General features: G+C 65.2%; 11 protein-coding genes. 4 read left to right on the forward strand and 7 right to left on the reverse strand.

The features are described from left to right. From ACN9MX_RS16320 to ACN9MX_RS16345, 6 genes are all read right to left on the reverse strand, one after another. Complete coding sequence (locus ACN9MX_RS16320) at positions 1 to 1158, reverse strand: type II and III secretion system protein family protein (protein WP_363736903.1); 1158 nt, start codon at positions 1156 to 1158, stop codon at positions 1 to 3. Positions 1159 to 1178: 20 nt separating this feature from the next. Next, a complete protein-coding gene (gene cpaB, locus ACN9MX_RS16325) occupies positions 1179 to 2084 on the reverse strand; it encodes a Flp pilus assembly protein CpaB (protein WP_363736819.1) in 906 nt (301 codons plus the stop codon). A gap of 271 nt (positions 2085 to 2355) precedes the next feature. Then, on the reverse strand, positions 2356 to 3537 hold the full coding sequence (locus ACN9MX_RS16330; RefSeq protein ID WP_363736821.1) for an amino acid aminotransferase: 1182 nt from the start codon (positions 3535 to 3537) through the stop codon (positions 2356 to 2358). Between the two features lie 200 nt (positions 3538 to 3737). Beyond that, a complete protein-coding gene (locus tag ACN9MX_RS16335) occupies positions 3738 to 4583 on the reverse strand; it encodes an oxygenase MpaB family protein (protein WP_363832704.1) in 846 nt (281 codons plus the stop codon). Positions 4584 to 4628: 45 nt separating this feature from the next. After that, complete coding sequence (locus ACN9MX_RS16340) at positions 4629 to 8024, reverse strand: acyl-[ACP]--phospholipid O-acyltransferase (RefSeq protein ID WP_363832481.1); 3396 nt, start codon at positions 8022 to 8024, stop codon at positions 4629 to 4631. 24 nt (positions 8025 to 8048) lie between these two features. After that, positions 8049 to 11075 (reverse strand): DUF2339 domain-containing protein, encoded by a 3027-nt coding sequence (locus tag ACN9MX_RS16345; protein ID WP_363832478.1) that lies wholly within the window; start codon positions 11073 to 11075, stop codon positions 8049 to 8051. Between the two features lie 110 nt (positions 11076 to 11185). Here ACN9MX_RS16345 and ACN9MX_RS16350 point away from each other — a divergent pair, with 110 nt between their 5' ends. Genes ACN9MX_RS16350 through ACN9MX_RS16365 form a run of 4 tightly spaced genes read left to right on the forward strand, consistent with a single transcriptional unit; the run spans position 11186 to position 14452 of the window. Next, positions 11186 to 11785 carry a TetR/AcrR family transcriptional regulator gene (locus tag ACN9MX_RS16350; RefSeq protein WP_363736829.1) on the forward strand — a complete coding sequence of 200 codons (600 nt, stop codon included), beginning with the start codon at positions 11186 to 11188 and terminating at the stop codon, positions 11783 to 11785. A gap of 52 nt (positions 11786 to 11837) precedes the next feature. Next, positions 11838 to 12986: a sterol desaturase family protein gene (locus tag ACN9MX_RS16355; protein ID WP_363832475.1), complete on the forward strand. Its 1149-nt coding sequence runs from the start codon at positions 11838 to 11840 to the stop codon at positions 12984 to 12986. Between the two features lie 39 nt (positions 12987 to 13025). Beyond that, a complete protein-coding gene (locus tag ACN9MX_RS16360; RefSeq protein WP_363736831.1) occupies positions 13026 to 13658 on the forward strand; it encodes a DUF1326 domain-containing protein in 633 nt (210 codons plus the stop codon). Positions 13659 to 13660: 2 nt separating this feature from the next. Beyond that, complete coding sequence (locus tag ACN9MX_RS16365; protein WP_363832473.1) at positions 13661 to 14452, forward strand: DUF2182 domain-containing protein; 792 nt, start codon at positions 13661 to 13663, stop codon at positions 14450 to 14452. Positions 14453 to 14493: 41 nt separating this feature from the next. On the opposite strand, the gene fixJ is transcribed toward ACN9MX_RS16365, so the two are convergent. Next, positions 14494 to 15117 carry a response regulator FixJ gene (fixJ, locus tag ACN9MX_RS16370; protein ID WP_363736833.1) on the reverse strand — a complete coding sequence of 208 codons (624 nt, stop codon included), beginning with the start codon at positions 15115 to 15117 and terminating at the stop codon, positions 14494 to 14496. Between the last annotated feature and the right edge of the window lie 3 nt (positions 15118 to 15120).

Genomic DNA, 15120 nt, shown 5'->3' on the forward strand with positions numbered 1-15120 from the left:
TCAGCGCCTCACGACGCCGAAGGGCATATTGGTCTGGTCCAGCCCGTCCGTCGCCAGGATCATGTCGCCTATGCCGGGGTCGATCCCTGCTGTTGCCGCGCCGGGCAGGGGCGGCAACTCCTCCGGCTTCACCGGCCCCACCAGCCGGGGCGTGGCGACGATGATCAGCTCCTGCTTCTCCTTCTGGTTCTGTTGCCGCTTGAAGAAGGCCCCGAGCACGGGGATATCGCCCAGGAAGGGCGTCTTTTCCGTCGTCACCGTCTGGCTGGAATAGCTGAGCCCCGCGATCACGAAGCTCTGCCCGCTGCCCAGTTCGACCGTCGTCTCGGCCGACCGCCGCCGCAGTCCCGGCACGACATAGCCCTGCAACTGCACGCCATTATTATAGTCGAGTTCGCTGACTTCCGGCGCGATCTTCAGCACGATATGGTCCTTCGACAACACGAAGGGCGTCACCGACAACCGCACGCCAAATTCCTTATACTGGATGGACAAACTATTGCCCGATCCCGAAACCTGCGGAACCGGCACCGGAAATTCACCGCCCGCCAGGAAACTCGCCTGCTCGCCGGAGCGTACGAGCAAGGTCGGCTGCGCCAATAGTTGCGACAGTCCATTGGAGGACAGGGCACTCAACACCGCCCCGATCCCTCGATTGGGCGCCGAAAGGAACAGGTTGAAGGCGTTCTGGATCGGCGCGCTCGCCTCCAGCGCCAGCCCATCGGGATTGAACGAAGCGCTCCCCAGACTGCTGGGCGAAACGATAGCCCCCTGGATATCGCCTGAAAGCTTGGAGAAGTTGAAGCCGAGCGCCTTGAGCGTCGTCGCAGAGACGGCCGCGAACTGTACGTCCACCGCCACCACCTGCTCGCCCGCCCGGACAATCGGCGCACTCGCCGCCGCATCGGGCGTGACGCTGACCGGCTCCCGCGCCATCAACCCGCCATCGCCGCCATAGACGCTGACGGTCGCCGCGCCTTCGCCGATCGCCGTGAGCCGCAGCGAGCGCGAAGAGGGCGCGGTGATCGATAAGACACCCTCCCGGTCGACCTCGACCCGCCCGATGGCGCGGGGGTAGGAGAGGGTGCGCTGCTCCTTCACTTGCAACGCCGTCTGCGCGGCGCCCTGCATGGGCAGGCCTAGCGCGATCGCCGCCAACCCGCAACAGCCCAAAATCCTCACTTGGCGGCGCTCCCGGAATAGATGGTCTCGCGCCGGTTGCCCATGACGAGTTCGATGGCGTGAGGCGCCGGACGCGCTGTCGCGCGGGGCGCGGGTGCAGCCACTATGGGCGGGGGCGCCTGCACCGCTGTTGGATCGGGACCCCTCGAAGCCGCCACGGCAACCGCGACCTGCGCGCTGTCCGCCGGATTGCGCAGCGACAGCGTCAGCGCCCCCGTATTCTTCGCCAGCGAAAGGAGGGACACCTGTTCCGGCGTCAGGGCGAGCGTCACGGTCCGCGCGGGTGGGGGAGGGGAGGAGAGAGCGCCCTCGGCACCATCGGCCCCCGATGACTGCTGCGTTCCCACCACCACCTCGCCAACGGCCAGTATCTGCACCATCTGGAGCAAGGCCTGCGCCCGGCTGCGTCCCGATCCGCGCGCCCCGCTGATCGCGTCGGCACCGGGATAGACGACCTGCACATCGACCCGATCGCCAGGCCGGATCAGACCGGCCACGGCAATCTCCGCCGTGGTGTCGATGCTGACGGCGCGCATCCCCATCGGTACGCGGATGGCAAGCTTGCTCTCCATCCCGACCGCATCGCGGGCGATCAGCGCATGCAAGCCTATGTCCCGCGTCGCGACCTTGCCCACCACCTCAGTCGATGTCGCCGCATAGGGATAGCGCGCCGGATCGCCCGCCGCGTTGCGGATCATCGCCGCCGTGATCGTTTCACCGGTCCGGATCGGGCGGGCCGCCTGCACCATCAGGACAGGCGCAGCCGCCCTGATGGGCGCGGCCGGACCCTGCGCCGCTGCGGCGGAGCTATTGCGCAATTCCCGAACGCCCAGCGCCAGAAAAGCCGCAGCGGCAGTCAGCCCGACGGCGATCGTCAGCTTGGCCTTGGAACCCAGACGCATTGCTTTCCCCCAGCAGCACCTTGCGTGAACGCAAAACGCTTCAACTGGAAAATTCATAGCCCTAGTGCTGTTGTCAGGGCATGAAAGAAGCAACCGTTACGGTGAAAAGTATTGGCGCGGGGATATGCGGTCGGCGGATTGCAAATCAGCGTTTTGCGGGCTTGGATCACGCAAGAGGTAGCCGATGGGGATATATTAAGTCCAAAACGGGCTAAACTATATCCTCAACTGCTATCGACTGACGAACTCCTCGATCCGCTCTGGCCGTCGATTACAGATAGGATGCAAGGGCCGCAACGAAAGCAGGAACGGTTTCCAGCGTGAGGCCGGCAATATTGATGCGTCCATTGCCGGCCATGTAGATGCCATGGTCACGGCGCAGTGCATCAACGGCCTCTGGCGTCAGGGGCAATAGCGCAAACATGCCACGCTGATCGCCTATGGCCGCCAACCGGGGATGACTTGCCGCCAGCACCGAGCGCAGTTCGTTGATGCGCGCCCGCATTGCATCGAGTTCCGACACCCAATCGGCGCGCAGCGCGTCATCCTCCAGCACCAGTCTCGTCACCGCCGCGCCATGATCCGGCGGCATCGACCAGAGCGACCGCGCCAGCGCCAGCATGTTGCTGCGCACCAGTTCCGCCGCACCGGATTGCACCCACAGCGCGCCTACACGCTCCCGATACAGCCCGAAATTCTTGTCGCAGCTATAGGCGACCAGCGCCTCCGGCAACATGTCGAGCAGGCCGCGCATTCCCGCCGCATCGGCCTCCAGCCCATCGCCCAGTCCCTGATAGGCGAGGTCGATGAACGGCACCAGCGCCCGGCGCGCGCAAAGCAGGCCAATTTCCTGCCATTGCGCGCTGTTGAGGTCCGCTCCGGTCGGGTTATGGCAGCAGCCGTGCAGCAACAGCACGTCGCCCGCCTTGGCTTCGCGCAGATCCTCTATCATGCCGTCGAAATCGATCGCGGCGCTCGCCACGTCGTAGAAACGGTGCGTGCGGGTCATCATCCCCGCCTCCCGAAAGATCGGCGCATGATTGGGCCAGGTCGGCGTCCCGATCCATACCGTCGCGTCGGGTCTGCTGCGCGCGATCAGTTCCGCGCCCAGCCGCAAAGCCCCGGTGCCGCCGGGCGTCTGGATCCCGACCGGCCGATCCGCGCCGGCTCCGAAAGCCACCTCCGCGAGCAATTCGACAAAGCGGATGTCACCCTCGGCGCCCAGATAGGATTTACTCTCCTGGTCCCGCAGCAGCTTCGCCTCACCCGCCTTCACCGCACGCATTACCGGCGTCCGACCGGCATCATCCCGGAACACGCCGACGCCCAGATCAATCTTCCCCGGCCGCCTGTCCGCGCGATACAGGCCGATCAGGCCCAGCAGCGCGTCAGGAGGCTGGATCGCCAGACGGCTGAAAATTTCGCGGTCCGCCACCGATTCCTGCATCAACATGCTATTTCAGCCCCTGCATAATCCTGGCCACAACCCTGGCCACAACCCTGGATTGTCCGGTGCAGAAGGTCTGCGGAGCGGTCCATCACATATGCCATGCGCATCTTATCGCAGCTTCGAAGAGAAAACGGGTTTCAGTTTGTCGCCATTATTCCTTCAAAATGAAATATCTTGATCACCAGGCGCGAAAATCTGAAACGTTACCTCTCCGCTTTGAACGCCCATCGCATCGTCCCCGCCAGCGCGAAGGCGCTGGCCCGAACCAGCGGCCGTGCAAGAGCAGGCATGGAAAAACCATGCATCCGCCTCGCCCATCCGGGGAGCAGCGTCACGGCCGCCTGCATCATCATCGCCTGCGCCGGCATCAACCCCAGGGAGGGTGCCGGCTGCCGCAGCACGATCCGGGCCACCTCCCGCGTGCGCGGCGTCACGGCAAGTTCGCTGCGGAAGCGCGTCATCAATGCTCTGGCCTCCGCCCGGCTCTCTGGCACCGGATCGGCGCCCAAAGCCCGCGCCACGAGCGCGGCCTCCGCGAAATAGCGATCCTGTTCCGCCAGCGGCATGAACGGTTCGCCATAGGCCATCCAAGCGTCGAGAAAGCTCGTCGCCTCGCAAACATGCACCCAGGCAAGCAGCCACGGATCGCCTGCGGCATAAGCCGTCCCGTCGGGGAGCGTTCCGCGCACATGCTCATGCACCCTGCGCACCCGCAGGATCTCTGCCTCCGCTTCCGCCCGTTCGGCATAGGTGGTCACGGCAATGAAGCGCGCCGTCCGCCTCAATCGGCCCAGCATGTCATCGCGAAACCGGCTGTGGTCCCATATGCCCGCGAGCGCCGCGGGATGCAGCATCTGGAGCAGCAATGCGCTGACGCCGCCGATCATCATGCTGGTGACATCGCCATGCACCCGCCGGATCACAGCGCCCGGGGGATAGAGCGCCTGGTCCGACGCGACTACCGGGGCCTGACCCGCCGCGCTGTCGTGAAACACGCCCCGCACCTTCCCGACCAGCAGGCGCCGCATCAATCGCGAAGGCCGTTCCACCATCCGATTTCTCCCCACGCGTCGTCGACAGGGATGGATCTCTTCCTACCCGGCCGCCATCTGCGTCATGGACGCATAGTCCGTCTTCCCGGTTCCGAGCAGTGGCAGCGCGTCCAGCACCCTGATATCGCGCGGCAACGCCAGCTCCGCCACACCATTCGCCTTGCCCCACGCCTGCAATGCCGCCGCCTTCGCGTCCTGCGCAGTGGTGAACAGCACCAGTTGCTCCCCCTTGCGCGCATCGGGCCGCGTCACCACCGCATGATCCGCGTCCGGCCATATGGCCGAGGCATAGCCCTCCACAGCAGGCAGGGAGATCATCTCGCCCCCGATCTTGGCAAAGCGCTTCGCTCGTCCCCGGATCGTCACGAATCCCTGGTCGTCGATGGTCACGATGTCGCCGGTATCGTGCCAGCCCTCCTCCGGCGGTTGCAGCACGCCCGGCGCATCCGCCTTCATATAGCCCGCCATGATGTTCGGCCCCCGGATCGAAAGCCGGCCGCCTTCCTCGATCCCCGGCACATCGTCCAGCTGCGCTTCGATCCCCGGCAGCAGCCGGCCGACAGACCCGGCGCGGAAATGCATCGGCGTGTTGACGGCGATCACCGGCCCCGCCTCCGTCGCGCCATAGCCCTCCAGGATGCGCAATCCGAATTTCTCGGCATAGATTTTGCGCGTCTCGTCCCGCACCCGTTCGGCGCCGGCAAAGATGTAGCGCAGCGAATAGAAGTCATAGCCATGCGCCATTCGCGCATAGCCCGACAGGAAGGTGTCAGTGCCGAACAGGATGGTCGCATTGGCGTCATAGGCGAGCGCCGGGACGATCCGGTAATGCAGCGGGCTGGGATAAAGCAGCGTCTTAACCCCGTGGAAGATCGGCAGCAAAGTGCCCCCGGTCAGGCCGAAACTGTGGAACACCGGCAGGGCATTCAACACCACATCGGCGGAGTTGAAGTCGATCCTGGCCGCCAATTGCCGGCAGTTGGACAAAAGATTGCGATGCGTCAGCACGACGCCCTTGGGCAGGCCCTCCGATCCGCTGGTGAAGAGGATCACCGCCGCATCGTCCGGCGAAACCTTGAGCCGCCTGTGCGCCCGCCCGGCGAAACGGCTGGCGATCAGGCCGCGCAGCTTTGCGCCGGGGCCGATGCCTGCCGCCACATCCTCCAGCCAGAGGAAGGTGATCCCTTCAGCCTCCAGCCCCGCGACGATGTCGCCCAGCTTGCCCTGCTCGACAAATGTTCGTGCCGTCATCACCGTCCGAATGCCGGCCGCCATGCAGGCGGCTTTCAGATTGGCCAGCCCGGCGGTGAAGTTCAGCATCGCCGGCACCCGTCCGCCGGCCTGCAAGGCGAAGAAGGCCACGGCTACCCCCGCCACATTGGGCAACAGCACGCCGACCGCCTCGCCCTGTCGCGTCGATCGTGCCAGGATACGGCCCAGCACAAGCGATCCGGTCATGAGCCGCCCGTAGGTCAGCGGATCGCGCTTCACATCCTCGACGATGGGGGATCCGCGCCCATGCACGTGGCTCGCCTCCAGCAGCGCTTCGAACAAGGTCCTGTCCGTGTCGGACGTCGCGAACATCATCTGGCTCATCTCGTCATAGAGCCGCCGACCGGCGATCGCGCGCCGTGCCCGCGCCGTCATTTCGCCCTCTATGGCGAAACGGCGCGGCGGCAGAACGGTAAGCGTGATCCTGGGAAAGCGCCGCAGCCGGACCTTGCCTCTGAGGCGCGAGAAGGGCGTGAATTGCGCGCCGTCGATCCGCACTGGAATGATCGGCGCATCGGCCTTGTCCGCGACCATGCCGGGGCCGTCGAACACTTTCATCAAGGCCCCGGTGACGGTGATCCTCCCCTCCGGAAAGATCACCAGCGTCCGTCCTTCGCGCACAGCCTTCACCATCGCCTTGGCCGACAGCGGATTGGTCGGATCGACTGGAAAGGCGTCGAACAGCGAGAGGAACGGCTTTACCCACCACGCCCTGGCAATCCGCGTGTGCACCGCAAAGGTCGGCTTGCCCGGCAGGAAGGCGGCCAGCAGCAGGCCGTCGAGGAAGGACACATGGTTGACCACGACGACGGCCGGTTCGCCCGCGCCGGGCATATTCTCGGCTCCCACCACCTGCACCCGATAGCATAGCCGCAGCATCCCGCGCACTATGGCCTTGATCACCGTTTCCGGCAGCAGCCAGCAGCTGATCAGCGCCACTGCCAGGGTTGCAAAGCCCATCACCCCGATCACGCCGGGCACGCTCTCGCCCCGCGCCAGCATCGCCGTCACCGCCGTGACGACCGCCACCGTGACCGCCGCATTGACGATATTGTTGGCCGCAATGGTGCGCGATCGTTCTTCGCGCGGGCTATGCGTCTGAAGGATCGCATAGAGCGGCACGATGAACATGCCGCCTGAAAAGGCGATGCCGGTGAGGTCGGCCATGATCCGCCAGCTTCCCGGCGATGCCACGAATTGCGTGATGCCCGCGCCCGAATGCGCGGGCGCATAGGAACTGGTCGACAGCCACAGGTCGATCATGAATCCGGCCAGCGTCAGCGCGGACACCGGCACGAAGCGCGCAGACACCTGCCCGCCGAGCAGCCGGTTCACCAGCATCGACCCCAGCGCCACGCTGATCGAGAAGATCAGCAGGAAAAAGGTCGCGACCTCCTGCTTCGCCTTCAGCACGCCGCTCACCAGCGGAGCGAACTCGGCTAGCAACACCGCGCCCACGGCGAAGAACCAGCTGATGCCCAGGATCGACAGCCACACGCCGCGCCCGTGCCGCGCCGCCTTCAATATATGCCAGGTGCTCTTGAAGATGTTCCGCTCGATCCGCAGGCCAGGCACCACGGTCGGTGCCGAGGGAATCGCAAGGCTGGCCAGGAAGCCCAGCGTCGCCAGCCCCACCGCCACCAATCCCGCTTCCCAGGGCGGGATCACGCCGGCCAGCAACTGTCCGCTCAATATCGCGAGGAATGTTCCCGCCTCGATCAGGCCGGTGCCGCCCATGATCTCATCGGTATGCAGATGCTGTGGCAGGATGGAGAATTTGACGGGCCCGAAGATGGTCGAATGCAGTCCCATCAGGAACAGGCAGGACAGCAGCAGCGGCACCGATTCCAGCCAGAAGCCCGTGACGGCGAGGGTCATGATGATGATTTCCGCCGCCTTCACCGCTCGCACCAGTTTCGCCTTGTCCCAGGCGTCGGCCAATTGGCCGGCCAGCGCGGAAAAGAGGAAATAGGGCAGGATGAACAGGCCCGTGGCGATGGTCGCCAGCATCTCCGCCTTGTCCGGCTCGGCCCGGTACAGGCCGAAATTGGCGAGGAACAACAGCGCGAACTTCAACAGATTATCGTTGAAGGCGCCCAGGAACTGAACCACGAACAATGGCGCGAAACGGCGCTTACCCAGCAATGACAGATCAGGTGCGGACATTTTCTTACCCCCGTCCTTCACGCATTATGCAGCAATAGTCGCGGAGTTGTTAACCGGCTCGCGCAACAGGCGATTATAGAGCCACCCTATGCCGATCAGGCTGAAGCCAAGGGCCAGGAACGATGCGATCCGCAGCAGCCCCGTCAATCCCGAAGCATCGAACAGGAACACCTTGGCCACGGCAAGCAGCATCAGCAGCAGCGAAGCGATCCGCCAGTCTCGCGCCTGCCTGCGGATGCCCCAGAGCAGGAAGCCGATCGCCAGCGCCAGGGCGAGCACCGACCGGAGAATATCCTCCGTCGCGCTGACTCCCGGCACGGTCAGCAGAGGCCCGACGAAAAGCTGCCGCAGCATCGCCAGGCCGACCAGCGAGATCAAACCCATGCGGACCCCATCCGCAACGCGCGGCAACCAGTCGTCGGCGACCTCGAGCGCCACGAAGGCAAGGGCCAGCAGGACAGGCAGCAGATTGAACAAGGGCCAGCTTCCCACCACCTGCGGAAACCAGAGGGGATTGTGCAGCAGCAGCGAATAAACCACCAAGTGGCCCAATCCCGCGCCGACGAGGATAGTCCCTACCAATCGCCCTGAAATCGTCCCATTGGCCCGCGCCGCAGAAAGGCGCGTGTCGTTCTTTGGTGGCATGGAATGCGGCAGGGCGATCCCACCTCGCCATGCGACGAACCCCGATATGATGAGTATCCCCTCCCAAACTGTCCGCTCCGCCAGAGCGAGGCGCGTCACGTCCCCAAGGCTCGCCAGGCCGAAGATCTGCTTGAACGCGATATGCGCCGCAATGCCGCCCAGCGCTCCCACGACGGCACAGCCGATCCGCTGCCCGATCGGACCCATGATCGAACCGTTCCGCCATAGGGCAAATCCCGTCGCCGCAGCAGGCAGGGCCAGCCGCCGCATCGCCTCGCCAATCGGAGGCAGATCGCTCACCAGCACGGGTTCGCCCACCAGTGACAGCAAAGCCCGGCCGAGCCACAGGGCCAGAGGCCAGCCGGCCCAAAGCATCACCACCGTCAAGGCGACTCCCAGGGCGGGCATGGTCGACCGGAGCGACAGCTTGCGCACCCCTTGCGCCAACACAGCCAGTCCCAGGGCAGCTGCCACCGGCAGCCAGAGCGCCGGCACGGCTTGCGCGACCGTCCCATAGGCGAGCAGCACCGCCACGCCCTGCGCCACCATCCGTCCCTCGGCAAAGCGTGCGCGCCAGGCGAAGAGAGTCGCCATCGCCGCGCCCGCCGTCCAGCGGAGGACGCCCTGCCAGCCCGGAACATCCGCCCCATCGCCCCACAGCCTGGCGACCTCGTCTGATCCGGCCAGAACCACCAGGGCGATGAAGGCGAAGCTCCAGCCGCTCCAGCCGCTCCATTCGACCCGTCTATCCTTCGCCAGCTCCGCCAGCGCCAGCAGGCCAACGGCAAGGGCCGCGATCACGATCGACAGCATCCATTGCGGCAGTCCCAGTCCGCCCGCCACAGCCAGCAGCAACGCTGCCGCGCTCGCCAGCGTTACGAAGCGCGCGTCCCTGTGTCGCGTTTCGCAACGCCAGCCCATTGCCATGGCCACGCCCGGCAATCCGGCTGCGGCCAGCGCAAGCAGGGCAAATTCCCCATCCAGCCCGGCCCGCCAGAGCTGTCCCAGCGCCACGGCAAAGCCGCCCAGCGCCAACCCTGCGATCTGCCCTGCCTCGACAAGCCCACTGCGCCAGACCCGAAGCAGGGCCGTACCGCCGTAAATCGCCGTCAAGCCCAGCATCACCAATGCGAAATGCCCTGTTTCCGGCGCCGGCCACACCGCCGTCAGAAGCAGCCCGACGCTCACCCCGACCGCCGCCAGCGGCCGCAATGCCGCCTCCCGTCCCAGCCAGACCAGGGCGATCGACAAGAGTCCGAACAGTCCCCATTGCAACAGGCCGAAGCCGCCCGTCGCAACCAGCGCCGCCATCTGCGCCGCCGCTGCCAATGCCGCGCCCGTGCGCAGCAGCGCCGCCCGCGTTCCGGGAAAGGCGAGGACGGGCAAAGCCACGCCCAGCATCAGCACCAGCAAGCCGATCGACAGCGATGATGCCCAATCCAGCGCGCCCATGGCTAGCATGACAACGCCCCAGCCGGCTCCGCCCACCAGCGCACTTATGCCCAACCACATCCAGCGCTGGGTGCGCGACAGCATGCAAAGACCGCCTACCGCCAGGGCGAGATAGCAGCTCAGCAACGGTATATTGGGTTGCCCCGCCTTGACCAAAGCGGGCGCCGCCAGTCCGCCGACCAGTCCCAGAAGCGCGCTGGGTGCGCCGAAGCGCAGCGACAGCGCCATGGCCAGCCCGGTGACGCCCGCCAGCCCCGCAAAGGCGACGCCTGGCCCCACCAAACCGTACAGCATGTGCGCCGCCAGGATCGCTGCGTAGAGTGTCGCCAGCCCTGCGCCCCCCAGCGCCTGCCGCACCCGGGCGTCGCGCACCTGTTCCTCCAGCCGCAACGCTGCCTCGGCCCCGCCGATCAGCGCTCCGCCGAACAACAGTCCCAACAGCACGCGCACCAGCGGTGAGAGCAATCCCGCATCGATGGAATATTTGACGAGCAGCACGCCCGCGACGGCAAGCGTCACTCCGCCCGCCCATATCGGCAGTTGGCGGCCGAACAGTTCCTCGAAACTGAAGGTGGCGCGGGCAGGCCGGGCGCGTTCAGGGGCGATGGCTTGCGCTTCGATCCGATCATGTTCCGGGGCGAGAGAACCCGTCTCCTCGATCGCATCCGTGGTGGCGGCTTGGGTGGAGGGCGTTCCGTCTTCGCCGGAACGACGGCTCAATATGACCGCTGGCGCAGGAGGCGTGATATCCCGCTCCACCACGCGGGCGGGTGCGGACGTCCCTTGCGCGGGCTCGTCATCCTCATCCTCGCGGGGATGGTCGTGGCGCATGGGGGAAGAGGCATTTCCCATAACCTCTTCCAATAGTGCCAGCCTTTTCTCGGTTGCCTTCAACCGTCCGCGCATGTCGAACAGCACTATTCCGAAAACCAGCAGAACCAGTGTCACGAGCATGAGTCGAATCCCTGTAAACCCCGCCTATGGCATGAGGGCTACCCAAAAATTCAACACTGTTCAATAAAATAATTAGACAGCGTCTAATTGTTCTCTTATCCGTTGTTCGCATGGGCAGACGATCCGATCATAGCCGCGAGGAACTGGAGGCGCTCATCCTTGAAGAAGGCCACCGGCACATGGCGGAGGCCGGTTTCGCCCGTTTTTCCTCGCGAGAGGTGGCCAAGCGCATCGGCTATTCGGTGGGCACGCTCTACAACGTCTTTGGCAGCTATGACCGGTTGGTCGTCGCCATCAACACGCGCACCTTCGACCAATGGGCCGCCTTCCTGGAAAAGCGCCTTGCCGGCCAGCCGCAGGACCGGATCGCGGCGCTGGTGGAGGGCTATTTCCAGTTCGCCTCGGAAAACACGAATATCTGGATGGCGATCTACGACCATCGCCTGCCGCCTGGCGTCGCCATGCCGGAGGATTATGCGCGGCAGCGGGCGGGGCTGACGGAAGTCGTCGTGCGCGAAGTCGCCGCCGTCCTGCCGCCGAGCGCCAGGGATGGCGCGCCGCGGCTCGCGCGATCGCTGGTGGCCACGGTGCACGGCCATTGCACCTTCGCCCTCAACGGCAGCTTTGCCCTGTTGGGTGAGACTGCCCCCCTCGAAATGGCCACGGCGCGCGTCAAGGAAAGCTTGAGGGCGGCGGGGGCAAGGCTCTAACATATCGGTGGGCGCTCCCTATGGGCGGGTGGGCGGCAAGAGGGGACATATCGTGGCAAACTGGTTCGACAGCCTGGAACGCGACCTGCAATCGCCGCTCGCGGTGCGGCGCCTTGGCAGCGGTTGGTTCTCGGGCTTCTTCGCGCTGCTGCTCAGCCTCACCGGGCTTTGCCTGGTTATGGCGCTACGCTGGCCAGACTGGTTTTCGACGCCCGAACTGGCGGCGCTGCATGCGTGGGGCGGGCTGCGTCCTCTGGTCCACGCGCTTCTGATCGGCGGCTATGCGCTGGCGTTGCTCAGCCTGCTTTTGCGTACACGCAAAGCCATCGGCGCGACCGCGCTCCTTGCCGCGCTGTTCGCCACCCTGTTGGGAGGGGCGGAAGTCCAGCCGCAGGAGACCCATGACTGGGGCGTGTTCTTCGGGCTGGATTTCTTCGCCGTCAACATGGTGGCGACCGGGCTGATGTTCGCCCCGATCGAGCGCCTCTTTCCGCACAGGGCCCAGCAGCGCCTGTTTCGCCAGGAATGGCGGGAGGACCTGTTCTATTATCTGATCAGTTCGATGATGGTGCAGCTCATCACCTTCCTTGCGCTGGCGCCATCCGGCCTTATCAACGCCAACACGGCCGGCCTGGCAGGCATACGCGGCATGATCGCCAGCCAGCCCTGGCCGTTGCAGTTCCTGGAAGTGGTGCTGCTGACCGATTTCGTCCAATATTGGTTTCATCGCGCCTTCCACCGCGTCCCCTTTCTCTGGGGTTTCCACGCCGTCCATCATTCGGCCAAATCCATGGACTGGCTGGCGGGCGCGCGCATGCATTTCTTCGAGATCATCGCGCTGCGCGGCGTGACGTCCCTGCCGTTGCTCACTTTCGGTTTTTCGCCATTGGTGATGCAGGCCTATATCGGTTTCGTCTATATCTACTCCTCGCTCCTCCACGCCAATCTGCGCGGTGATTTCAATCGCCTGGGCGCGATCGTCGCGACCCCGCGCTTCCACCATTGGCACCATGCGATAGAAGAAGTTGCGGTCGACAAGAATTTCGCGATCCACTTCCCCTTTCTCGACCGTTTGTTCGGCACCCATCATCTGCCTGACGGCGCATGGCCGACGGGCTATGGCGTGCCCGAACAGGTGCCCCAGGGATATCGCGCGCAATTCCTCTATCCCTTCCGCCGAAAACGCGACGCGGCTGCGTGAATCTGCTATGATCGTTGCGGGCTGTGAGGGAGTCGGACCATGGTCTACTGGATGCTCAGGGGGCGCGAGTTCGCCAATTGCAACTGCGAATATGGCTGCAACTGTCAGTTCGGCGGCCTGCCGGACAAGGGGCATTGCCAGGCCGCCTTCGGCTTCGCCATCGATGAGGGCCGGCATGGCAATATCGACCTGGCCGGCCTGAACATCGCTGCCGTCTTCCGCTGGCCTGGGCCGATCCATGAAGGCCAGGGCGAATGCGCCGCCTTCGTCGATGAACGGGCGACGCAGGCGCAGCGCGATGCCCTGCTGACGATCATGACCGGCGGCGACACCGCACCGATGGCGACGGTCTTCGCTGTCTTCGCCTCCACCATCACGACCATGCATGAACCCAATTTCGTCCCCGTCGACTTCGAGGTCGATGTGGAAGGACGCAAGGGCCGCCTGCGGATTCCGGGCCATCTGGAGATGGACGGCGAACCGATCCGCAGCCCGGTGGACGGATCGGAAATCCGGGCGCGGATTCAATTGCCCGACGGCTTCGAATATGAAGTGGCGGAGGTCGGCTCCGGGACCAGCCGCGCCATTGCGCCAATGCGGCTGGACCATGCGGCGAGCTACGGACAGTTCGCCTATCTGCACCTCGACAGTCACGGCGTGGTCAGGGGCTGACGGTGTCGGCATTCCGTACGGTGCTCGCCCGGCATCACCTGATTTCCCTTGCCGCCCTGGCGGTGATGATCGTGCTGGCCTGGGGCTGGCTGCTTTCGGGTGCGGGCATGGGCATGGCCCCCGGCGCGTCATGGCTTCCGGCTGGACTGGCGGAAGACCCCATGCTGGCAATGATGATGCCCGGCGATATGCCATGGACGGCGGCGCAGTTCCTCATGACCTTCGCCATGTGGTGGGTGATGATGGTTGCGATGATGCTGCCTTCCGCCGCGCCCATGATCCTGCTCTATGCTCGCGCGGTGCCCGCCGCGACACGGCCCGCCACGGAAAGTTTCACCCTGGGCTATCTGTTGATCTGGGGCTTTTTCTCCCTGGTCGCCACTCTGGCGCAATGGCGTCTGGCCACGGCGGCGCTGCTGTCCTCCATGGCGATGGCGACGTCCAGCCCTTCGCTGGCCGCCGCTCTGCTGATCGCGGCTGGCGTCTATCAGATCAGCCCATGGAAGGACGCCTGCCTGCGCGAGTGCCGCAATCCCGCGATATTCCTCAGCCGCCACTATCGGCCGGGATGGACCGGCGCGCTGCGCCTGGGTGCGCGTCATGGCGCCTGGTGCGTGGGATGCTGCTGGATGCTGATGGCGCTGCTGTTTGTCGGCGGAATCATGAATCTGGCCTGGATAGCCGTGCTGACGCTGCTGGTCGCGCTGGAGAAGCTGTTGCCATGGGGTCGCGCGATGTCGATCCTGGCGGGCGCGGGCTGTATCCTGTTGGGCTGGGCGATATTGCTGGGTTGAGTGCCCTCGGTCGCGCAGGCGACGGACAATCCGCAACCGGATTATGCCTCGTCCTTCTCCGCGGCGGCATGGAAGGCGATCCTCAATGCTTCGGCCAGGCTCTTCACCTCCAGCTTCTGCATCAGGTTGGCGCGGTGGATTTCCACCGTGCGCGGGCTGATGCCCAGATCATAAGCGATGGTCTTGTTCGGCAGCCCTTCGACCAGCCCGTCCAGCACCTCGCGCTCGCGATCGGTCAGGATGTTGAGCCGTGCCCGCGCATCTTCCGCCCTTGCGCTTGCGCCGCGGTCCGCCACGGCCGTCCGGCGCGCTGCATCGACGCAGGCCAGCAGCGCTGCCTTCTCGAACGGTTTTTCGATGAAGTCGCTGGCGCCCGCCTTCATCGCCGTCACCGCCATGTCGACGTCGCCATGACCGGTCATGATCACCACGGGCAGCATGATTCCCCGCGCCCGCAATTCGCGCTGCACCGCCAGCCCGTCAATATCCGGCATCCGCACGTCCAGCAGCACGCACCCCGGCTCCAGCGCGGCGGCCTCCTTCAGAAAGTGCGAGCCCCCTTCGAACAGCTTCACGGCGAAGCCGCTCGTCCTCAGCATGAAGGACAGTGACCGCCGGATCGCCTCGTCATCGTCCACCACATAGATCGGGAATGCTTCGTTCATGCT

The organism is Sphingobium sp. R-21 (genome assembly GCF_049913335.1).
Lineage (GTDB): Bacteria > Pseudomonadota > Alphaproteobacteria > Sphingomonadales > Sphingomonadaceae > Sphingobium.

Excerpts from the sequence above, each read along its gene's own strand:
- cpaB (WP_363736819.1), bottom strand. The coding sequence starts at position 2,084 with ATGCGTCTGGGTTCCAAGGCCAAGCTGACGATCGCCGTCGGGCTGACT.
- ACN9MX_RS16330 (WP_363736821.1), bottom strand. The coding sequence starts at position 3,537 with ATGTTGATGCAGGAATCGGTGGCGGACCGCGAAATTTTCAGCCGTCTG.
- ACN9MX_RS16340 (WP_363832481.1), bottom strand. The coding sequence starts at position 8,024 with ATGTCCGCACCTGATCTGTCATTGCTGGGTAAGCGCCGTTTCGCGCCA.
- ACN9MX_RS16345 (WP_363832478.1), bottom strand. The coding sequence starts at position 11,075 with ATGCTCGTGACACTGGTTCTGCTGGTTTTCGGAATAGTGCTGTTCGAC.
- ACN9MX_RS16350 (WP_363736829.1), top strand. The coding sequence starts at position 11,186 with ATGGGCAGACGATCCGATCATAGCCGCGAGGAACTGGAGGCGCTCATC.
- ACN9MX_RS16360 (WP_363736831.1), top strand. The coding sequence starts at position 13,026 with ATGGTCTACTGGATGCTCAGGGGGCGCGAGTTCGCCAATTGCAACTGC.
- fixJ (WP_363736833.1), bottom strand. The coding sequence starts at position 15,117 with ATGAACGAAGCATTCCCGATCTATGTGGTGGACGATGACGAGGCGATC.